This window comes from Enterobacter sp. R-1.6.2 (assembly GCF_035064085.1).
In the GTDB taxonomy this organism is placed as follows: Bacteria; Pseudomonadota; Gammaproteobacteria; order Enterobacterales; family Enterobacteriaceae; genus Enterobacter; species Enterobacter asburiae_B.
On sequence record NZ_JASEYI010000033.1, the window covers coordinates 1 to 18966 of the forward strand.

23 protein-coding genes and 1 tRNA gene are annotated in these 18966 nt (G+C 55.1%); 11 read left to right on the forward strand and 13 right to left on the reverse strand.

Translation table 11 applies throughout. The annotated features are described in order from the left end of the window. Positions 1 to 72, reverse strand: a tRNA-Phe gene (locus tag QMN93_RS23090). 169 nt (positions 73 to 241) lie between these two features. On the opposite strand from QMN93_RS23090, the gene QMN93_RS23095 reads away from it, so the two are divergent. Together QMN93_RS23095 and QMN93_RS23100 are read left to right on the forward strand one after the other, a co-directional pair. Beyond that, positions 242 to 1087 carry an AraC family transcriptional regulator gene (locus QMN93_RS23095; RefSeq protein WP_048975178.1) on the forward strand — a complete coding sequence of 282 codons (846 nt, stop codon included), beginning with the start codon at positions 242 to 244 and terminating at the stop codon, positions 1085 to 1087. A 36-nt stretch (positions 1088 to 1123) separates the two neighbouring features. Then, the gene (locus QMN93_RS23100) at positions 1124 to 1714 is read left to right on the forward strand and encodes a LysE family translocator (protein ID WP_182382932.1); all 591 of its coding nucleotides are present in this window, start codon (positions 1124 to 1126) and stop codon (positions 1712 to 1714) included. On the opposite strand, the gene QMN93_RS23105 is transcribed toward QMN93_RS23100, so the two are convergent. The 5 genes from QMN93_RS23105 to aspA all read right to left on the reverse strand — a co-directional run bounded on the left by QMN93_RS23105 (position 1711) and on the right by aspA (position 7293). Continuing rightward, positions 1711 to 2286 carry a transcriptional regulator gene (locus tag QMN93_RS23105; protein WP_032641387.1) on the reverse strand — a complete coding sequence of 192 codons (576 nt, stop codon included), beginning with the start codon at positions 2284 to 2286 and terminating at the stop codon, positions 1711 to 1713. The two genes, QMN93_RS23100 and QMN93_RS23105, sit on opposite strands and share 4 nt — an antisense overlap. Before the next feature lie 49 nt (positions 2287 to 2335). Continuing rightward, the gene (locus QMN93_RS23110; protein WP_182382933.1) at positions 2336 to 4027 is read right to left on the reverse strand and encodes a protein-disulfide reductase DsbD; all 1692 of its coding nucleotides are present in this window, start codon (positions 4025 to 4027) and stop codon (positions 2336 to 2338) included. Beyond that, positions 4003 to 4326, reverse strand: a complete 324-nt coding sequence (gene cutA / locus QMN93_RS23115; RefSeq protein ID WP_014168278.1) for a divalent cation tolerance protein CutA — start codon at positions 4324 to 4326, stop codon at positions 4003 to 4005. The genes QMN93_RS23110 and cutA overlap by 25 nt, the downstream gene beginning before the upstream one ends. Before the next feature lie 113 nt (positions 4327 to 4439). Beyond that, on the reverse strand, positions 4440 to 5741 hold the full coding sequence (locus QMN93_RS23120) for an anaerobic C4-dicarboxylate transporter (RefSeq protein WP_039260997.1): 1302 nt from the start codon (positions 5739 to 5741) through the stop codon (positions 4440 to 4442). Positions 5742 to 5856: 115 nt separating this feature from the next. After that, a complete protein-coding gene (gene aspA / locus QMN93_RS23125; protein WP_003855923.1) occupies positions 5857 to 7293 on the reverse strand; it encodes an aspartate ammonia-lyase in 1437 nt (478 codons plus the stop codon). A 335-nt stretch (positions 7294 to 7628) separates the two neighbouring features. Here aspA and QMN93_RS23130 point away from each other — a divergent pair, with 335 nt between their 5' ends. After that, positions 7629 to 8093: an FxsA family protein gene (locus QMN93_RS23130; RefSeq protein WP_023616652.1), complete on the forward strand. Its 465-nt coding sequence runs from the start codon at positions 7629 to 7631 to the stop codon at positions 8091 to 8093. 24 nt (positions 8094 to 8117) lie between these two features. Here the strand turns inward: QMN93_RS23130 and yjeH are convergent, their stop codons facing one another. Then, entirely contained in the window at positions 8118 to 9368 is a 1251-nt protein-coding gene (gene yjeH, locus QMN93_RS23135) for an L-methionine/branched-chain amino acid transporter (protein WP_182382934.1), read from the reverse strand. Positions 9369 to 9547: 179 nt separating this feature from the next. Here yjeH and QMN93_RS23140 point away from each other — a divergent pair, with 179 nt between their 5' ends. From QMN93_RS23140 to QMN93_RS23150, 3 genes are all read left to right on the forward strand, one after another. Beyond that, on the forward strand, positions 9548 to 9841 hold the full coding sequence (locus QMN93_RS23140; protein ID WP_003855929.1) for a co-chaperone GroES: 294 nt from the start codon (positions 9548 to 9550) through the stop codon (positions 9839 to 9841). Between the two features lie 31 nt (positions 9842 to 9872). Beyond that, positions 9873 to 11516, forward strand: a complete 1644-nt coding sequence (gene groL, locus QMN93_RS23145; RefSeq protein ID WP_014882201.1) for a chaperonin GroEL — start codon at positions 9873 to 9875, stop codon at positions 11514 to 11516. Between the two features lie 134 nt (positions 11517 to 11650). Beyond that, positions 11651 to 12004: a DUF4156 domain-containing protein gene (locus tag QMN93_RS23150; RefSeq protein ID WP_023310115.1), complete on the forward strand. Its 354-nt coding sequence runs from the start codon at positions 11651 to 11653 to the stop codon at positions 12002 to 12004. 47 nt (positions 12005 to 12051) lie between these two features. On the opposite strand, the gene epmB is transcribed toward QMN93_RS23150, so the two are convergent. Beyond that, positions 12052 to 13080: an EF-P beta-lysylation protein EpmB gene (epmB, locus tag QMN93_RS23155; protein ID WP_039261006.1), complete on the reverse strand. Its 1029-nt coding sequence runs from the start codon at positions 13078 to 13080 to the stop codon at positions 12052 to 12054. Positions 13081 to 13120: 40 nt separating this feature from the next. Between epmB and efp the strand changes: the two genes are divergently transcribed. The 3 genes from efp to ecnB all read left to right on the forward strand — a co-directional run bounded on the left by efp (position 13121) and on the right by ecnB (position 14132). After that, positions 13121 to 13687, forward strand: coding sequence for an elongation factor P (gene efp / locus QMN93_RS23160; RefSeq protein WP_010427766.1), 567 nt, complete (start codon positions 13121 to 13123; stop codon positions 13685 to 13687). 58 nt (positions 13688 to 13745) lie between these two features. After that, a complete protein-coding gene (locus QMN93_RS23165; RefSeq protein WP_024907352.1) occupies positions 13746 to 13877 on the forward strand; it encodes an entericidin A/B family lipoprotein in 132 nt (43 codons plus the stop codon). A gap of 108 nt (positions 13878 to 13985) precedes the next feature. Continuing rightward, on the forward strand, positions 13986 to 14132 hold the full coding sequence (ecnB, locus tag QMN93_RS23170) for a lipoprotein toxin entericidin B (RefSeq protein WP_003025482.1): 147 nt from the start codon (positions 13986 to 13988) through the stop codon (positions 14130 to 14132). Positions 14133 to 14168: 36 nt separating this feature from the next. Here ecnB and QMN93_RS23175 read toward each other — a convergent pair whose 3' ends face one another. Then, entirely contained in the window at positions 14169 to 14768 is a 600-nt protein-coding gene (locus tag QMN93_RS23175; protein WP_064673118.1) for a LuxR C-terminal-related transcriptional regulator, read from the reverse strand. Positions 14769 to 15029: 261 nt separating this feature from the next. Here QMN93_RS23175 and sugE point away from each other — a divergent pair, with 261 nt between their 5' ends. After that, the gene (sugE, locus tag QMN93_RS23180) at positions 15030 to 15347 is read left to right on the forward strand and encodes a quaternary ammonium compound efflux SMR transporter SugE (protein WP_008502938.1); all 318 of its coding nucleotides are present in this window, start codon (positions 15030 to 15032) and stop codon (positions 15345 to 15347) included. Here the strand turns inward: sugE and QMN93_RS23185 are convergent. Both QMN93_RS23185 and blaACT read right to left on the reverse strand, forming a co-directional pair. Further along, on the reverse strand, positions 15344 to 15874 hold the full coding sequence (locus tag QMN93_RS23185) for a lipocalin family protein (protein WP_023310119.1): 531 nt from the start codon (positions 15872 to 15874) through the stop codon (positions 15344 to 15346). The genes sugE and QMN93_RS23185 overlap by 4 nt on opposite strands. A 136-nt stretch (positions 15875 to 16010) precedes the next feature. Then, positions 16011 to 17156 (reverse strand): ACT family cephalosporin-hydrolyzing class C beta-lactamase, encoded by a 1146-nt coding sequence (gene blaACT / locus QMN93_RS23190; RefSeq protein ID WP_193138791.1) that lies wholly within the window; start codon positions 17154 to 17156, stop codon positions 16011 to 16013. Positions 17157 to 17288: 132 nt separating this feature from the next. Here blaACT and ampR point away from each other — a divergent pair, with 132 nt between their 5' ends. After that, complete coding sequence (gene ampR / locus QMN93_RS23195; RefSeq protein ID WP_064673119.1) at positions 17289 to 18164, forward strand: LysR family transcriptional regulator AmpR; 876 nt, start codon at positions 17289 to 17291, stop codon at positions 18162 to 18164. A 29-nt stretch (positions 18165 to 18193) separates the two neighbouring features. On the opposite strand, the gene frdD is transcribed toward ampR, so the two are convergent. Together frdD and frdC are read right to left on the reverse strand one after the other, a co-directional pair. Beyond that, entirely contained in the window at positions 18194 to 18553 is a 360-nt protein-coding gene (gene frdD, locus QMN93_RS23200; protein ID WP_000609653.1) for a fumarate reductase subunit FrdD, read from the reverse strand. Between the two features lie 10 nt (positions 18554 to 18563). Next, entirely contained in the window at positions 18564 to 18959 is a 396-nt protein-coding gene (gene frdC / locus QMN93_RS23205) for a fumarate reductase subunit FrdC (protein ID WP_032662400.1), read from the reverse strand. Between the last annotated feature and the right edge of the window lie 7 nt (positions 18960 to 18966).

Below are 18966 nucleotides of genomic sequence, written 5' to 3' on the forward strand. Positions count from 1 at the left end.
GCCCGGACTCGGAATCGAACCAAGGACACGGGGATTTTCAATCCCCTGCTCTACCGACTGAGCTATCCGGGCAACGGAGCGCATTAAACCGCAATCACGCTCGATCGTCAACATTATTTCGGGAAAAGCTGTTCAACTGCTTAAGTTTGCGGCAATCTGTCCGCTTTCGCCGTGAAAATGCACAAATCTTCCAGACACAACCAGCGTAATACGGCAATGCTGATAGCAAGAGGAGGACAGTATGGCGAATGACTGGCTTGAACTGCGTCAGCATGCAGATACGGGTATTGAGACGATTAAAGCGCATTTCGAAGGGCATGCCTTTGATCCGCACTGGCACGATAGCTATCTGGTAGGGATAACCCTCTCCGGCACGCAGCAGTTTCACTGCCGCCGTGAGCGTCATCGTAGCCAGCCGGGCGACGCATTTCTGCTCGAACCTGGCGAGATCCACGACGGTGATGCGCCTGTAGAGGGCGGCTTTACCTATTTGACCTTCTATCTGGATGAGCGCTGGCTTACCCGTGCGCTACAAGGGCTTTACGAATCTACTCCCGGGAGTTATTCACTCCACTTTGCCCAAACGCTGACGCGGGAGCCGCAGCTGGTGCGCGCTATCGGTGAGACATTCTCCACCCTGCATAATGACGAGATGAAAATCGTTCAGCAGAGCACTATGGATAATCTGCTCTCCCGGATCACCGCCCATTGCCACTGGCGTAAAAAACTGCCGTCGCAGTTACAAAGCGCTGCCGTGGCGCACCGTGCGCGCGACTATCTGTTTGCTCATATCGGCGAGAACGTAGGGCTGTCAGACCTTGCGCGCGAGACGGGCACGGATCGCTTTACCCTGACGCGCTGTTTTAAGCGCGAGTTCAACCTGGCGCCACACGCATGGCTTATTCAGCTGCGCCTGGCAAAGGCCCGACAGCTGCTGGCGCGTGGTGACCAGCCTGTTGATGTGGCTGCCGCAGTGGGATTTGCCGATCAAAGCCATCTGGGACGTTGGTTTCAGCGTGCTTACCGTATCTCTCCTGCACACTACCGACGGTTGTGCACAAACCTTCCAGACGTTTCCAAAAAATAACGGCACATTCATGGCTCTAATAAAAAGGAGCCACCCGTGAGTTTGATACCCTTTCTGTTGTTCGCATTTGTCGCCTCCATTACGCCGGGGCCGACCAATATTCTCGTGCTGACGAACAGCCAGCACTTTGGCGTAAAAAATACCGTACCTGCTATTCTGGGCGGATGTATCGCGGCCAGTGCGATTGTGCTGGTATCAGGCGCGGGAACAGGGGAAGTGCTGCGTCAGTATCCTCTGATACGTCAGATAATGAGCTGGACAGGCGTGCTGTGGCTAAGCTGGATGAGCTGGCAGCTGTTTCGCGCCCCGGCAGCCCGTCTCTCCGCTGAGAACCGTATCCGATTCACCGCTCGGGCGGCGGCACTGCTGCAGGTTGTGAACCCCAAAACCTGGATGATGGCGCTGGCCGTCGTCAGCCTGTTTGCCCCAACTGGCGACCATGTATTGCGGGATAATGCGCTAATGGCGCTATGGTTTCTGCTGATCTCGATAGCCTGTTTGATGTGCTGGGCGTGGTTGGGTAAAGCGGTGAACCGAATTTTTCGCACCACCGTGGCGATGGTGCGGTTTCAGCGCCTGATGGCGCTGTGTCTGCTCGTCTCCGCCTGGGCGGGCATGCTGGCTTAGGTCAGCGCTCCACCCATTCTGCATTGGGCAAAGCGTAGAATATCTTCCGCCAGGCGGTGCGCCGTATCCACATCGGCCTGGCTACGGTTCACCAGCATGCGGCTGAGGCAACCTTCCAGCACCAGCTCCATCTGTTTAGCCACCATCGCAGGGTCATCGACTTCCAGCGTGGTCAGCAGCTCGTGGGTAAAGTCATGCGCCGCCCGTTTTTGCTGATCCGCCAACTGGTGAATAGGATGGCCAGGGTCAGGAAAATAAGTGCAGGCGGCGATGAACAGACAACCCGGGTAGCGGTTGTTGCTGACGCATTCCGTCAGCGCGGTATAGCGCGCCAGCAGCTTTTGCTCCGCGGTCAGTTCTTCATTCAGCATCAGTTGTCTGCGCCAGACATCAACCTGCTGGCTGAGATAGCGCAGGGCATCATAGAGTAGCGCCTCTTTATCCGGCCAGAAGCGCTTAAGTTCATCCAGGGGATAATCGATACGGTCGGCTACCATCTCAAGCGTGGTGCTGGCGATCCCTTGAATCTCAAGTAGTTGCAGGGCTTGTCCCAGTACGTCTTCACGTTGCACGGTTATCTCCTCCGCTATTCCCAACGGTTTGTCCCGCTTAAAGTGTTGTTTACGGTTGGCGATTGCGCAAATGCGCGCTAAATGCCGCAGCATCCATAAACCCGGTTACACGCTGCTCAGGCTGCTCATGGCCCTGTTGATTGAAGAACAGAATGGTTGGCAGCCCGAGCACGTTAAGCTGCTTCAGCAGAGCCTTATCCTGCGCATTATTGGCGGTCACGTTAGCCTGGAGCAAAACGGTCTCTTTCAGGGCGCTTTGCACCTGTGGATCGCTAAAAGTATATTTTTCAAACTCTTTGCAGGCGACACACCAGTCGGCATAGAGATCGAGCATCACCGGTTTGCCTTTCGCCTCTGCCAGTGCGCTGTTAAGTTCATCCACGTTTTTTATCTGGGTAAAGTTCAGATGCGCCTGGGTCTGACTCACCGGTGTGCCGAACGCCCAGTCCTGCAGAGGGCGTACGCTCACCAGCGCGGCAGCCAGTAGCAGGATTTGCACCAGGCGCATCCATGGCTTCTTCGCCCCCAGGCTGACGATAAACGCCCAGGCAAAGAATGATACGCCGAGTATCGCCCACAGGCGCAGACCCCAGGCGTCGCCGATGATACGCTCAAGAAGGAACACCGGCAGCGCGAGGATGACAAAACCAAATGCGGTTTTCACCGTCTCCATCCACGGGCCGCTCTTCGGCAGAAGTCGATTGCCGAAAACCGTGACCAGAATCAGCGGCAGGCCCATGCCGAGCGCGTAGAGGTACAGCGTACCCCCGCCGAGCCACATGTTACCGCTCTGGGCGATGTACAGCAGGATAGCGCTCAGCGGTGCGGTAGTGCAGGGAGAGCAAATCAGCCCGGCAATGGCACCCATCGCAAACACGCCGCCTGCGGAGCCGCCCTGCTGACGGTTGCTCATCAGCGTTAAGCGCGTTTGCAGCGAAGAGGGCAGCTGTAGCGTGAACAGGCCAAACATTGACAGCGCCAAAAGGATAAACACCGCTGACAGGCCAATGAGAACATAAGGGTGCTGGAGTGCCGCCTGGAACTGTAACCCGGCAGCGGCAACCACAAGGCCAAGGGCTGTGTAGGTTAGCGCCATTCCTTGCACGTATATAAAAGCCAGCAGCAGGGCGCGGGCGGTAGAAAGACGCTGTTTGCCGCCCAGCACGATGCCAGAGATGAGCGGATACATCGGCAACACGCACGGCGTAAAGGCAATGCCGATACCAATCAGTAACGCCCACAGCGCTGAGAACGGAAGGTCAGCGCGGTCGTTGGTTTTCTCAACCGCAGGGACCGGCGTTACAGCAGCAGACGCTTTCACTTCGCTAAGCGGCACGACTTTCGTTTCCGGTGGATAGCAGAATCCCGCGTCCGCGCATCCCTGATAGGTCACCGTCAGCGTCGCGCCTTTATCGGCCTGATTCACCGTCACGGGCACGCTTAAGCGCTGGCGGTAGATTTCACTCTTGCCGTAGAACTCGTCCTCGTGCCACTCGCCAGCGGGCAATTGTAATGCGGCCACGTTTGCCTGGGCAGGGGTAATACTCACCTGCTTGCGATAGAGGTAATAGCCCTCTTTCACCTGCCAGGTGAGCGTCAGATCGTGCTGGTTCTGCTGAAAATCGAAAACAAACGCCTGGTCGGCAGGAATAAAGTTCGAACGGCCGGGCGCGTCAAACAACCCGGCAAAAGCTGACGTGCTGCACAGCAGCAGGATCAGCGTAAGGAAGCGTTGAGCCATGAGAGATAGTCGTTATCGCCATGAACCACTGGCAATACCAGCAGCTCCGGGGTTTGGTAAGGATGATGAGATTTGAGGCAATCCAGGAGAGCCTGCTGATTCGCCAGATTGGTTTTGAGCAACATCTGGACTTCGTACTCTTGCTCCAGCTTGCCTTCCCAGTAATAAAGGGAGGTGGCACCAGGGAGGAGCGTCACGCAGGCAGCCAGTTTTTCGGCCAGCACTTTGGCGGCGAGATCCTGGGCAGAGGCTTCATCAGGGGCGGTACACAGTACGACAACAGCATCAGGCGTGTTCACAAGTCGACCTCCTCATCACGAAAGGCTTCACTATATCACGCAAGGCGGTTGGTCATTAATGAAACGGGCCGCAGTGCGGCCCGTTTTTAACTATTTTTACAACCACTCACCGTTTACAGCACCACGCCGCCAATGATAAAGCCGAGGATCACGCAAAGTGAAATGGCGACCACGCCCGGGATCAGGAACGCGTGGTTAAACACATACTTACCGATACGGGTTGAGCCGGTGTCGTCCATCTCCACCGCCGCCAGCAGGGTTGGGTAGGTTGGCAGAACGAACAGGGCAGAAACCGCCGCGAAAGAGGCAATCGCCGTCAGTGGCGTCACGCCCAGCATCAGTGCCGCAGGCATCAGCGCTTTGGTGGTCGCCGCCTGGGAGTAAAGCAGGGTAGCGGCAAAGAACAGCACCACCGCCAGCAGCCACGGGTAGTTGTGCAGCAGGTCGCCAGCGATGGTCTGAATGTCGCTGATGTGCGCTTTCACGAAGGTATCACCGAGCCACGCCACGCCCAGTACGCATACGCAGGCGCTCATACCGGATTTAAAGGTGCTGGCGTTCAGCACTTCGCTGGTGTCGATTTTACAGGTGATGCTAATCAGCGTCGCGATGGTCAGCATAAACACTACAATCGCTTCGTTACGCGGCAGGACAGGGTTCTGGATCAGGCCCACGGTGTCGCTGATGGCGGTCGCGTAGAACATCACCGCGACAATACCGATCAGGAACAGCAGCACGGAGCGCTTTGCGTGCGGCTTCAGCTCGAAGACCTGGCTGCCGCGCAGTCTCACTTCACCCTTGGCGAGGCGTTCCTGGTAAACCGGATCGTCTTTCAGTTCAGCGCCGAGGAAGTTACACAGCACGGCAGTAATCATCACCGCGATCAGCGTCACCGGGATACAGATCGCCAGCAGCGTCAGGTAGCTCACGCCCATCGGCTCCAGAATACCGGCGAAGAAGACCACCGCAGCGGAAATCGGTGAGGCGGTAATCGCAATCTGGGACGCGACGACGGCAATAGAGAGCGGACGAGACGGACGGATACCCTGCTCTTTCGCCACTTCGGTAATCACCGGCAGCGTAGAGAAGGCGGTGTGGCCCGTACCGGCGAGAATGGTCATAAACCAGGTCACCAGCGGGGCAAGGAAGGTGATGTATTTTGGATGGCGGCGCAGCATACGCTCCGCCAGGCTTACCAGGTAGTCCATACCGCCTGCCACCTGCATGGCGGCGATAGCGGCAATAACGGCCATGATGATTTCGATAACGTCGAACGGGATTGCGCCGGGTTTAATCTGAAAGATAAGGGTAAGAACGAGCACCCCGAGACCGCCGGCAAAACCGATGCCGATACCCCCGAGTCTTGCTCCCAAATAAATCGCCAACAAGACGATGACGAGTTCTGCTCCAAACATAAGGACCTGCCTTGCTTATTAACAAGTTGATATTGAATTGTTGTATTTAGGTAACGCCTAAAAAGAAAAAAGGCACGTCACAAGTGACGTGCCTTAAGAAGCCTAGCCAGAACGGTTACTGTTCGCTTTCATCGGTATATCGTTTCGCTTTATATGCCGGGTGCATCAGGTTCTGGGCCGAGAAGATATCGTCCAGCTCGGCTTCGGTCAACAGCCCGCGCTCCAGCACCACTTCACGTACGCTCTTACCGGTTTCGGCGCAAATCTTACCGACGATATCACCGTTGTGGTGACCGATGAACGGGTTGAGGTAGGTGACGATCCCGATGGAGTTGTAAACATAACCTTCACAGACTTCTTTATTCGCCGTGATGCCGTTAATGCATTTTTCCAGCAGGTTGTAGCAGGCGTTCGTCAGAATGTGGATGGATTCGAACATCGCCTGGCCAATCACTGGCTCCATCACGTTCAGCTGCAGCTGACCCGCTTCAGAGGCCATGGTCACGGTCGTATCGTTACCGATGACTTTGAAGCAAACCTGGTTCACCACTTCTGGCACCACCGGGTTCACCTTGGCTGGCATGATGGACGAGCCTGCCTGCAGCTCTGGCAGGTTAATTTCATTCAGGCCAGCGCGCGGACCGGAAGAGAGCAGACGCAGGTCGTTACAGATTTTGGACAGTTTTACCGCCAGACGTTTCAGGGCGCTGTGTACCATGACGTAGGCGCCGCAGTCGGAGGTGGCTTCAATCAGGTCTTCTGCAGGCACAACCGGCAGGTTAGAGACTTCAGCCAGCTTCTGTACCGCCAGCTGCTGATAGCCATCCGGGGTGTTCAGACGCGTACCGATGGCGGTGGCGCCCAGGTTCACTTCCAGCAGCAGCTCGGAGGTGCGCAGCAGGTTTTTGGTCTCTTCGTTCAGCAGTACGTTAAACGCGTGGAATTCCTGGCCGAGCGTCATCGGCACCGCGTCCTGCAGCTGGGTACGACCCATTTTCAGGATGTCCTGGAACTCAACCGCTTTACGCTGGAAGCCATCACCCAGCTGGTTGATCGCGTCCACCAGTTTTACCACAGAGGCATACACCGCGATACGGAAGCCGGTAGGGTAGGCGTCGTTGGTAGACTGGCATTTGTTTACGTGGTCGTTCGGGTTCAGGTACTGGTATTCACCTTTCTGGTGACCCATCAGCTCCAGGCCAATGTTTGCCAGTACTTCGTTGGTATTCATGTTGACGGAGGTGCCCGCGCCGCCCTGATAGACGTCAACCGGGAACTGGTCCATGCATTTGCCGTTGTTCAGCACTTCATCGCAGGCTGCGATAATCGCATTTGCCGCGCTTTTAGGAATGGTTTGCAGCTCTTTGTTGGCCAGTGCTGCGGCTTTCTTCACCATCACCATGCCACGGACAAACTCAGGAATGTCGCTGATTTTGCTGTTGCTGATGTAGAAGTTTTCAATCGCTCTCAGAGTGTGGACACCGTAGTAGGCATCCGCTGGAACTTCCCTGGTACCCAACAAGTCTTCTTCGATACGAATGTTGTTTAACATGTGAACCTTCTTTTCAAGCTGCCGATGGATTGTACTAAACACACAGTATTTATGTGGTTTTGAATATTTTCTGGCCGACGATTATTCCCTCAATCAGCCAGATGCTCGAGATCATATGCTGATGATAGCGAATTGCCGTAAGCTGGATCACTTATTATCGAGCCGATTCCATGATAATTATTAATCTGTGAAATGGGTCACCGCTTTATAATTTCCAAAAAAAATATCCGTGCAAACTGATTGAATTTTCGCTAACCGTCACCATTTCATACAAACGCGCGTCGCGAACACATTCAGACAGGGGCCCGATGGCCTCTGCCACACAGGAGATGCCAGTGCGCTGGATACCGTTTATTGCTTTCTTTCTCTATGTTTACATTGAGATTTCCATTTTCATCCAGGTTGCCCATGTGCTGGGCGTCCTGCTGACGCTGATTCTGGTGATTTTCACCTCCGTCATCGGCATGTCGCTGGTGCGTAATCAGGGTTTCAAAAATTTCCTGATAATGCAGCAGAAGATGGCCGCAGGGGAAAGCCCGGCGGAAGAGATGATCAAAAGCGTGTCGTTGATTATTGCGGGGCTGCTGCTGATCCTGCCGGGGTTCTTCACTGACTTCCTCGGCCTTCTGCTGCTTCTGCCGCCGGTGCAAAAACACCTGACCATGAAGCTGCTGCCGCATCTGCGCTTTAGCCGTATGCCGGGGGGCGGATTCAGCACCGGGCCGGGCGATACCTTTGAAGGGGAGTATCAGCGTAAGGATGAACAGCACGACCGTTTAGACCATAAAGACGATCGGTGATTTTGTTGCCCGGTGGCGCTTCGCCTACCGGGCTTCCGGTAGCGCACCGCGCTTCGGCAAAAACACCCACAGCCCTGCCAGCATGACAATCGCGTACAGACTCTTCCATCCCACCATCGCCAGCAACAGCAGGCAAAGCATACCCCCGACGACCGCCAGAGCTTTATAGCGACCTTTCAGCAAACGAAATCCCGCCAGCATGCACAGCAGGTAGATCATGATGAAAATGCCGTTGGCGTAAACGATCAGCGCGTCAAGATTGATCTTCAGTGCATAAATACACAGCGTGCTCACCACGCAGCAGCCCAGTACGGCATTCAGGGCATTCAGCGGAAGCTGGCGTTTAGACAGGCGCGCGAGGCGATTCTCTGGTTTGTCGAGCGCCTGCGACCACACCAGCCGGGCAAAGCTCTGGATATAAATATTCAGGCTGGCAAAACAGGCGAGATAGCCGATGACGCAGGCGATCCATAGCGCCTTCACGCCGAACAGTTCCACCACGATACCCGGCAGCGATGCCGCGGCGGCGAGATCCGCTCCGAACGCGTGGAAGTGTAAGACCAGCACGGTACACGCCCAATAGACCGTGCCAGCAAGCAGCAGGCCTATCATCAGCGCGCGGGGGAAATCGCGTTCAGGCTGCTTAAATTCCGACGCCAGATGGGCAAAGGCTTCCAGACCCACAAAACACCAGAACATAACGGAGAGCGCGGCGAAAAGCTGTGAATGGTCGACGTCTGTCACCGCCGGGAAGGGAATTTCCTTGATTGTGATATCGCCCGCCCACCAGATAGCGGCAACGAGCGCGACAATCAGCACCGCAACCAGCGTCTGCAGGTTGGCGCTGGAGCTGGCGCCGCGAGAGCCCACCCACCAGACGATCGCCAGCGTACCCAGTTCGGCCAGCAATAACTGCTCGTTATGCCAGCCAAACAGCGCCTGACCAAAGCCGGTCGCAATATGCAACGCCGCAGGAAGGCCAACCGGAATGACGGAGAGAAACAGCCAGCCGGTGACACGCTGCAGTCGCGGGCCAAAGGCCAGTCCGACAAAGTGCGCCACGCCTCCCGCGCTGGGGAAATGCCGCCCCAGGATGGCAAACACAATGGCTATCGGGAAAACCAATACAATCAGCGCCGGCCAAGCCCACAGGCTGTTATTTCCAGCCACCAGCGCCGCCAGTGCGGGTACGGCAAACACGCCCGTACCTAACAAGGAGGTTGAGAGCAGTCCGACGCCCTGCGCCAGCCCCAGCTCCTGCTTGAGTCCACTCATTCACATCGCCCTGCCAGTACCAAAAGAGAGGCGATGGTAACACTTTCGCAAATTTTTTTTTCGACGCCCCCTTGAAGGGGGAAAAAGCTATCCCCATCTCTCAGGGCACTAGTCGGAAAACCGCATGCGGGCCGGCGTCATCCATAACTGATAATGACTTTCTCAAAGGAGAGCTATCAATGAGTATTCGTCCGTTACATGATCGTGTGATCGTCAAACGTAAAGAAGTTGAAACCAAGTCTGCTGGCGGCATCGTTCTGACCGGTTCTGCAGCAGCCAAATCAACGCGTGGCGAAATCATCGCTGTCGGTAAGGGCCGCATCCTGGAAAACGGAACTGTGCAGCCACTGGACGTTAAAGTTGGTGACATCGTAATTTTCAACGATGGCTACGGCGTGAAATCCGAGAAGATCGACAATGAAGAAGTGTTGATCATGTCCGAGAGCGACATTCTGGCAATTGTTGAAGCGTAATTTACGCACGAGAATTTGAGGAAATAAGAACATGGCAGCTAAAGACGTAAAATTCGGTAACGACGCTCGTGTAAAAATGCTCCGCGGCGTAAACGTACTGGCAGATGCAGTTAAAGTGACTCTGGGCCCGAAAGGCCGCAACGTAGTGCTGGATAAATCCTTCGGCGCGCCAACCATCACTAAAGATGGTGTTTCTGTAGCACGTGAAATTGAGCTGGAAGACAAGTTCGAAAACATGGGTGCGCAGATGGTGAAAGAAGTTGCCTCTAAAGCGAACGACGCTGCTGGTGACGGTACCACCACCGCGACCGTACTGGCGCAGGCAATCATCACCGAAGGTCTGAAAGCCGTTGCTGCGGGCATGAACCCAATGGATCTGAAACGTGGTATCGACAAAGCTGTCGCCTCCGCTGTTGAAGAGCTGAAAGCGCTGTCCGTACCGTGCTCTGACTCTAAAGCCATTGCTCAGGTTGGTACTATCTCCGCTAACTCCGACGAAACCGTAGGTAAACTGATCGCTGAAGCGATGGACAAAGTCGGTAAAGAAGGCGTGATCACCGTTGAAGACGGTACCGGTCTGGAAGACGAACTGGACGTGGTTGAAGGTATGCAGTTCGACCGCGGTTACCTGTCCCCATACTTCATCAACAAGCCAGAGACTGGCGCTGTTGAACTGGAAAGCCCGTTCATCCTGCTGGCTGACAAGAAAATCTCCAACATCCGCGAAATGCTGCCAGTGCTGGAAGCCGTTGCGAAAGCAGGCAAGCCGCTGGTGATCATCGCTGAAGACGTTGAAGGCGAAGCGCTGGCGACCCTGGTGGTTAACACCATGCGCGGCATCGTGAAAGTGGCTGCGGTTAAAGCACCTGGCTTCGGCGATCGCCGTAAAGCGATGCTGCAGGATATCGCTACCCTGACCGGCGGTACCGTAATCTCTGAAGAGATCGGTATGGAACTGGAAAAAGCGACCCTGGAAGACCTGGGCCAGGCGAAACGCGTTGTGATCAACAAAGACACCACCACCATCATCGATGGCGTGGGTGAAGAAGCTGCTATTCAGGGCCGCGTTGGTCAGATCCGTAAGCAGATCGAAGAAGCGACTTCCGATTACGACCGTGAAAAACTGCAGGAGCGCGTAGCGAAACTGGCAGGCGGCGTTGCGGTAATCAAAGTCGGTGCAGCGACCGAAGTTGAAATGAAAGAGAAAAAAGCACGCGTTGACGATGCCCTGCACGCGACCCGTGCTGCGGTAGAAGAAGGCGTGGTTGCTGGTGGTGGTGTTGCGCTGGTGCGTGTTGCCGCTAAACTGGCAGGCCTGACCGCACAGAACGAAGATCAGAACGTGGGTATTAAAGTTGCGCTGCGCGCAATGGAAGCTCCTCTGCGTCAGATCGTTTCTAACGCCGGTGAAGAGCCATCTGTGGTTGCGAACAACGTGAAAGCGGGCGAAGGTAACTACGGTTATAACGCAGCAACTGAAGAATACGGCAACATGATCGACTTCGGTATCCTGGATCCAACGAAAGTGACCCGTTCTGCTCTGCAGTACGCGGCATCTGTCGCTGGCCTGATGATCACCACCGAGTGCATGGTCACCGATATGCCTAAAGGCGATGCACCAGACTTAGGTGCTGCTGGCATGGGCGGCATGGGCGGTATGGGCGGCATGATGTAATCGTGCGCTCTACGTCGTAGAATGTGAAAAACCCCCGGGCAGAAATGCTCGGGGGTTTTTCTTTTGGTCATCTTTTAGGTATAAGATTTACACACGGACAACTACTGTCCAGCTTATTGAAAACGAGGAATAACATGCGCGTAAAAGTCTGTGCAGGGATTGTAGGGGCAGCATTGCTGCTGGCGGGTTGTAGCTCCAGCAATGAGCTGTCGGCAGCGGGCCAGGGCGTTCGCTTTGTGGAAGATAAGCCTGGCAGTGAATGCCAGCTGTTAGGCACGGCAACCGGTGAGCAAAGTAACTGGATGTCAGGGCAGCATGGCGAAGAAGGCGGCTCGATGCGCGGTGCGGCGAATGCGCTGCGTAACCAGGCTGCGGCAATGGGCGGTAACGTGATTTACGGCGTGAGCAGCCCAACGCAGAGTATGCTGTCCAGCTTCGTGCCGACCGCCAGCCAGATGAACGGCCAGGTCTACAAGTGCCCGAACTGATTGCCTTTTTCCCTCTCCCTGTGGGAGAGGGTTAGGGTGCGGGGAAACTAGCGCTGCCGCAGCTGCAAATCCAGCGGCGTCTTGCTCGGCTCTCCGCCAATCTCGCGTGCCAGCTTCGGCACCATATAGCCTGAAACCAGCGTTAACAGTTCGCGCATAATCTGCCGGGCTTCTTCATCCGTCACCATGAAATGGGCCGCGCCCTGAACGCGATCCAGCACGTGCAGGTAATAGGGCATCACGCCCGCATCAAACAGGGCATTGCTCAGATCAGCCAGCACGCGGGCGCTGTCATTGACGCCGCGCAGCAGCACGCTCTGGTTCAGCAGCGTCACGCCCGCTTTACGCAGACGCGCCATCGCCGCGCGAAAGTCATCGTCAATTTCATTCGCATGGTTAATATGATTCACCAGCAGCACCTGCAATCTTGACTGCTCCAGGCGTGACACCAGTCCGTCAGTGACACGTGCCGGAATGACAATCGGTAAACGGCTGTGAATACGCAGGCGCTTAACGTGCGGGATGGCTTCAAGCTGAGTCAACAGCCAGTCCAGCTCATGATCTTTTGCCATCAGCGGGTCACCGCCGGAAAAAATAATCTCATCCAGCTCCGGATGGGCGGCGATATAGTCCAGCGCGACCTGCCAGTTGCGTTTATTGCCCTGGTTTTCGGCATACGGGAAGTGCCGACGGAAGCAATAACGACAATTTACCGCGCAACCGCCTTTTACCAGCAGCAGGGCGCGGTTGAGATACTTGTGCAGTAAACCCGGCACCACGCTGTTCTGCTCTTCCAGCGGATCGGTGCTGTATCCCGGTGCGGTGACAAACTCATCCTGCGAAGTAAGCGTTTGTTTTAAAAGTGGATCGTCGGGGTTGCCTTTCTCCATTCGCGCCACAAACGCACGGGGAACGCGCAGGGCGAAAAGGCGCTTTGCCTCGCGGCCTGCAAGCAACTCTGGGTGCTGATCGAGGTCTAAAAGACGCAGCAATTCATCAGGACTGGTGATTACATCGGCAAGTTGCGATAACCAATCTTCTCTGGACGGGGTGTTTAGGGTTACAATATGCGCCATTTTGTGGCTTAGCTACCAGTTAACAAATTTAGAGGGCCTTATGGCAACGTACTATAGCAACGATTTTCGTGCTGGTCTTAAAATCATGATGGACGGCGAACCGTACGCGGTTGAAGCCAGCGAATTCGTTAAACCAGGTAAAGGCCAGGCATTCGCACGCGTTAAGCTGCGCCGTCTGCTGACCGGTACCCGTGTTGAGAAAACCTTCAAGTCTACTGACTCCGCTGAAGGCGCTGATGTTGTTGATATGAACCTGACCTATCTGTACAACGACGGTGAGTTCTATCATTTCATGAACAACTCCACTTTCGAACAGCTGTCTGCTGATGAGAAAGCGGTAGGTGATAGCGCTAAATGGCTGCTGGATCAGGCTGAGTGCATCGTGACCCTGTGGAACGGCCAGCCTATCGCTGTGACCCCACCAAACTTCGTAGAACTGGAAATCGTTGAAACCGATCCAGGTCTGAAAGGTGATACCGCAGGTACCGGCGGTAAACCAGCCAAACTGTCTACCGGCGCAGTGGTTAAAGTTCCACTGTTCGTACAGACTGGCGAAGTGATCAAAGTGGATACCCGCTCCGGCGAATACGTATCCCGCGTGAAGTAATTTACGTCATGATTGAAGGCGCAGCGCCCGCTGCGCCTGATTTTTGCAGGCAGGGATGATGAAACGTACCGTTAAAATTCTGCTTCTGTTAGCGCTTTCCAGTGCATTGCTTTCCGGCTGTAACACCACCCGTGGAATGGGACAAGATATCCAGGATCTCGGTCATATCATTTCTCACGCCGCCAGCTAAGTTCGTCTAATTTTCCTAAAAATGCTTCCTTTTCCGTCAACCGGCGGGATCTTGTCTATTCTTAAGTTGCTATACACAAAACAACTTTGGCTATAAAAGGAAGATATTATGGTTAAGAAGACAATTGCAGCGATCTTTTCAGTCCTGGTACTTTCTTCAGTGTTAACGGCCTGTAATACCACGCGTGGCGTCGGTCAGGATATTTCTGAAGGTGGTAGCGCAATCTCTGGTGCGGCAACTAAAGCTCAGCAGTAATTAACATACGGTACGAGACCAGCGGGTTTCGTACCGTCAGCTTTCTGATTCCTGCAGGGATAAGAACGGAGAAAAACGCGTATCCATATGCAATTTCATCCGGATATTGCGTTTGTAGGTATAGACCGTTTTTCCATTGATACTCAGGTGAGCGGCAATTTTTTGATTGCTTGCCCCGTCCATCCACAATGTCAGCACTTTCTCTTCCTGCCGGGTCAGCAAGGGGGCGGCTGCCGTTGGCCTTTCAGCGCTAGCGCGCGAGTTTAATGCGTCATTGATAGTCGTTGCCACTTCTCCGAGACTGGCGTTTTTCAACAGCGACGACCAAACCGGGAACTGTCCGAGCCAGTCGGTCATGCCGCGGTCCTCTCCCGATTGCAGCATAATAAACGGTAATCGTTCACTGGCGTTAAGCAAGGACGAGAGCTGCTGAAAATGATGAATATCCTGCCTGAAGCCGTACAGGTCGGCGATGACCAGCGTGGGTTTCCATTGCAGAATGTGCTCCCTGGCAAGGAACAGATTATTTAGTCCGGTCACAACGTAGTGTCCCGGGAACAAACCGGAATGATTGAGCCATGCTTCAAACCCCGTGCGGGTGAAGTGACAACGGTCAATCAAAAGAATTTTGAACATATTTTATTCGCAGTCGGCTAGTGGTTTGGCTTCCTGCCATCAGAAAGCACATCATCATAGAGAAGTCGGATGAGTGCTAAATGCCGGAACTACGCGCCATACTGCGGCTATTTCTTGCCTTAACGTGTTCAGCAAAAAATGATTGAAAAAAAATAGCACGCTAACCACAATATGGGGCGTAATCTCTGCCTTACGGGACGACCCGTAAGCGTTTCTTTCACCGGGGACGGCCCCAACTTGAATTAAGTTAAGGAGCCTGAAATGTCCTGGATCATTCTTTTTATTGCTGGCCTGCTCGAAGTGGTATGGGCAATTGGTCTCAAGTACACCCACGGATTTACCCGCCTGACGCCCAGCGTCATTACCGTCACCGCGATGATCGTGAGTATTGTCCTGTTATCCTGGGCGATGCGCTCGCTGCCTGTGGGAACGGCTTATGCCGTCTGGACGGGCATTGGTGCGGTAGGGGCCGCCATCACCGGCATTCTGCTGCTGGGAGAGTCAGCGAGTCTGGCGCGTATCGCCAGCCTCGCCTTGATTGTGGCCGGCATCGTTGGGCTGAAGCTCAGCACCCATTAATGGGGCTGTTTTACCCAGATGAGTTTTGACACATCAAACCCTTGCCGGGTCGCGACGTCCAGCATTTGCTGTTTCATTTCTGACGAAATAGTTGGCGTGCGGGAAAGTATCCACAAATAGTCGCGATCCGGCCCGCACACCAGCGCGTGACGGTACTCTCTGTCGAGCGCGATCACGTTATAGCCGCCATAAAACGGGCCGAAGAAAGAGACTTTGAGCGCGGCCCGTCGCGGGTCGCCCGTGAAGTACGCTTTCCCAATCGATTGCTGCCACATCTCCCGATCGGGATTATAGCCCCGGTTGATCACCTGAATACCGCCATCATCCATCGGGCTGTAATTCGCAGTGACCTTCTCTAAGCCCTGCTCAAACCGATGGTCGAGGCGCGCGATTTCATACCATGTTCCAAGGAAGCGTTGTGCATCAAAAGGCGAGACGACGGTAACGCCTGGAGGTGGGGTAGGGGAACTGCAGGCAACCACTAAAAACGCGGCTGTCACCGCGGCGATAACAGGCAGAATGCGCATAGGAGTTTCCTTACTGTTTTTTGTTAAGTGTAGATGACGGCAAGGAAAATGTGGTTTTTGTGCGGTGTGTTTCGCCGGGGGGTCACCCCGTGGATTTTGTAGGCCGGGTCAGGCAAAGCCGCCACCCGGCAATGTTTTACTGCAGCGCGTCGAGGATACGGTATGCCGCCTCAACGCGTGCCGGGTTCGGATAGCTTTTATTCGCCAGCAACACAATGCCGAGCTGCTTTTCAGGAATAAATGCCACGTAGCTGCCAAACCCGCCGGTAGAGCCTGTTTTATGGACCCAGGACGCATTGACCGGGGGCGCCGGTGGATTCACTTCTCTCGCAGGCAACGGTGCCAGCGCCACCTTATTGTCGCTACCTTCAACCACGGTTTTTGCATCGACCGGCCAGTTAAGCATTTCCCAGCCCAACCCCTGATACATGGCACCCACGCGCCAGTAGCGAGACTGCGCCAGGGTAAGGCCTTTCCTGAGTGAACTATCCTCAAGCGAGTCCGGCTTCATGTTGACCATCACCCAGCTTGCCATATCCTTCACGTTGGTTTTTACGCCATAGGCTTCAGCGTCCAGCATTCCTGGCGAAACGTGTACCGCCTTACCGTCGCGGTATCCCCAGGCGTAATGCGCCTCTTCCGTTTTCGGAACGTTAATCCAGGTATGGTCCAGCTTGAGCGGCTTAAAGACCCGCGTCGTTATGGTCTGCTCATAGCTCATGCCGGAAGGTTTGACCGCCAGCGCGCCAAAAAGACCGATGCTGGCGTTGGCGTAAAGACGCGTAGTGCCCGGCTTCCACTGCGGCTGCCAGTTTTGATAAAAGCGCAGCAGAGAGGCGTTATCCGTGACCTCATCCGGTACCTGTAACGGCAAACCTCCTGCGGTATAGGTTGCCAGATCCAGCATGCGGATCCCCTGCCACTGCTTGCCTGTCAGCTCAGGGCAGTATTTTGTCACCGGATCGCCCAGCGATATTTCACCGCGAGCAATGGCATCGCCGCCGAGTACGCCGGTGAAGGTTTTACTTATAGAGCCCAGCTCGAATAAGGTTTGTGGGGTGACAGGTTTGTTCGCCGCAACATCGGCTTTACCGAAGGTAAAGTAGTGCGGCTGACCCTGATAAATCACCGCCACCGCCATACCCGGAATGGCCTGCGCTTTCATCAGCGGCGTAACGGTACGTTCCACCACCTCAGCCAGCTGTTTTTCTGACATCGGGGCAGCCAATACCGAGCAGGAGGTGCTGAGCAGCAGGGCGCAGCAAAGGGATTTAGTCATCATCAGTTATCTTCCGTAATAGCAGTTCAAGGGAGTGTCCGGGCCCGTCAGACCGCTGTAGTCTGTTGGATTTGACTATGGCTGACAAACGGTTAAATTTAGCATTAGCTGTTAATTTTTCTAACGGACGAGACCATGACGCGCAGCTATCTCCCTCTTAATTCCCTGCGGGCGTTTGAAGCAGCCGCCAGGCATCTCAGTTTTACGCATGCCGCTATCGAGCTGAACGTCACCCATTCCGCGATTAGCCAGCACGTAAAGGCGCTGGAGCAGCACCTTAATTGCCAGCTGTTTGTCCGCGTTTCGCGTGGGCTGATGTTGACCACCGAAGGCGAGAATTTGCTGCCGGTACTGAATGACTCGTTCGATCGCATCGCCGGAATGCTGGATCGCTTTGCCAGCCAGCGCGCTCAGGAGAAGCTCAAAATAGGTGTGGTAGGGACTTTTGCCACGGGAGTTTTATTCTCGCTGCTTGCGGACTTTCGCCGCTGCTATCCGCATATTGATCTTCAGCTTTCCACCCATAACAATCGCGTCGACCCGGCGGCTGAAGGGCTTGATTACGCCATTCGCTACGGTGGCGGCGCGTGGCATGGAACCGATGCTGAATTCCTTTGCCCTGCGCCGCTGTCTCCGCTCTGTACACCCGACATTGCCTCCTGTCTAAAAAGCCCGGCAGATATCCTGAAGTTTACCCTGCTGCGCTCCTACCGGCGCGACGAGTGGGCGGCGTGGATGCAGGCCGCGGGTGAACATCCTCCCTCACCGACGCACCGGGTGATGGTGTTTGATTCGTCCGTGACCATGCTGGAAGCCGCGCAGGCAGGCACAGGGATTGCCATTGCGCCTGTCGACATGTTTACCCATTTACTCAGCAGCGAACGCATCGTGCAGCCGTTTGCAACGCAGATTGACCTCGGCAGCTACTGGCTGACAAGACTACAGTCACGGACAGAAACGCCCGCAATGCGCGAGTTTGCCCAGTGGCTGGTGGGGAAGATGCAGAAATAAAAGGCCCGCCGGATGGCGGGCCAGAAGCGTCAGATGGTGACCACGGCAATCAGCGTCACCACGGTCAGTATGGTCGCCAGACCGTAGAACACCCATTTCCCGCTCGGTACATGGATTTTCAGGTCATGCATCGCATGGTGAATACGGTGCAGGCCACACCACAGCGGCAGGACGATCATCAGGAAGATGAACACGCGGCCGATAAAGCTGCTCGCAAACGCCAGCACGCGCTCGTAGCTCAGCGCATCGCCCGGGAACAGCCCCAGCGGCAGCATAATGCCGACCAGCAGAATGATGACGGGGGCGATGATGGCACTCCACATGCCGCCTGCGCCAAACAGGCCCCAGAAGACCGGCTCGTCAGAACGTTTTGGATTTGGATTGATCACAGGTGTCTCCTTACCAGAACAGTGCGACAAACAGAATGACCACAGTGACCAGAATCGTCACTGCCCAGAGCCCTTTAATCACCGGCTCTGGCCCCATTTTCTCGTCTTTTATGATGATGTTCGCCGCTTTTGGCGCCAGCTCAAACCAGGTTTTGGTATGAAGCAGCGCGGCCGCGAGTACGATCAGGTTCAGAACAACAATGATCGGGTTTTGCAGAAAACCGACAAAGCTGGCCCAGGCTTCCGGGCCATGCTTGAGGGCAAAAACGCCGTACATCAGCTCAAGGCTGAACCAGACCGCCGGTACCGCCGTGCCTTCACGCAGCATGTAGAAGCGATAAAACGGCAGGTTTTTCCACCAGGTGGACGGCACAGGCCGCACATAGGCTTTGCGTTTAGTCGTCATCATGCAC

What these genes read in the sequence shown, in the direction of transcription:
- aspA (WP_003855923.1), bottom strand. Translation starts at nt 7,293, where the DNA reads ATGTTAAACAACATTCGTATCGAAGAAGACTTGTTGGGTACCAGGGAA.
- QMN93_RS23175 (WP_064673118.1), bottom strand. Translation starts at nt 14,768, where the DNA reads ATGTTCAAAATTCTTTTGATTGACCGTTGTCACTTCACCCGCACGGGG.
- groL (WP_014882201.1), top strand. Translation starts at nt 9,873, where the DNA reads ATGGCAGCTAAAGACGTAAAATTCGGTAACGACGCTCGTGTAAAAATG.
- QMN93_RS23095 (WP_048975178.1), top strand. Translation starts at nt 242, where the DNA reads ATGGCGAATGACTGGCTTGAACTGCGTCAGCATGCAGATACGGGTATT.
- sugE (WP_008502938.1), top strand. Translation starts at nt 15,030, where the DNA reads ATGTCCTGGATCATTCTTTTTATTGCTGGCCTGCTCGAAGTGGTATGG.
- efp (WP_010427766.1), top strand. Translation starts at nt 13,121, where the DNA reads ATGGCAACGTACTATAGCAACGATTTTCGTGCTGGTCTTAAAATCATG.
- ecnB (WP_003025482.1), top strand. Translation starts at nt 13,986, where the DNA reads ATGGTTAAGAAGACAATTGCAGCGATCTTTTCAGTCCTGGTACTTTCT.
- QMN93_RS23165 (WP_024907352.1), top strand. Translation starts at nt 13,746, where the DNA reads ATGAAACGTACCGTTAAAATTCTGCTTCTGTTAGCGCTTTCCAGTGCA.
- ampR (WP_064673119.1), top strand. Translation starts at nt 17,289, where the DNA reads ATGACGCGCAGCTATCTCCCTCTTAATTCCCTGCGGGCGTTTGAAGCA.
- yjeH (WP_182382934.1), bottom strand. Translation starts at nt 9,368, where the DNA reads ATGAGTGGACTCAAGCAGGAGCTGGGGCTGGCGCAGGGCGTCGGACTG.
- epmB (WP_039261006.1), bottom strand. Translation starts at nt 13,080, where the DNA reads ATGGCGCATATTGTAACCCTAAACACCCCGTCCAGAGAAGATTGGTTA.
- QMN93_RS23140 (WP_003855929.1), top strand. Translation starts at nt 9,548, where the DNA reads ATGAGTATTCGTCCGTTACATGATCGTGTGATCGTCAAACGTAAAGAA.
- QMN93_RS23150 (WP_023310115.1), top strand. Translation starts at nt 11,651, where the DNA reads ATGCGCGTAAAAGTCTGTGCAGGGATTGTAGGGGCAGCATTGCTGCTG.
- QMN93_RS23110 (WP_182382933.1), bottom strand. Translation starts at nt 4,027, where the DNA reads ATGGCTCAACGCTTCCTTACGCTGATCCTGCTGCTGTGCAGCACGTCA.
- QMN93_RS23120 (WP_039260997.1), bottom strand. Translation starts at nt 5,741, where the DNA reads ATGTTTGGAGCAGAACTCGTCATCGTCTTGTTGGCGATTTATTTGGGA.
- frdC (WP_032662400.1), bottom strand. Translation starts at nt 18,959, where the DNA reads ATGACGACTAAACGCAAAGCCTATGTGCGGCCTGTGCCGTCCACCTGG.
- blaACT (WP_193138791.1), bottom strand. Translation starts at nt 17,156, where the DNA reads ATGATGACTAAATCCCTTTGCTGCGCCCTGCTGCTCAGCACCTCCTGC.
- QMN93_RS23185 (WP_023310119.1), bottom strand. Translation starts at nt 15,874, where the DNA reads ATGCGCATTCTGCCTGTTATCGCCGCGGTGACAGCCGCGTTTTTAGTG.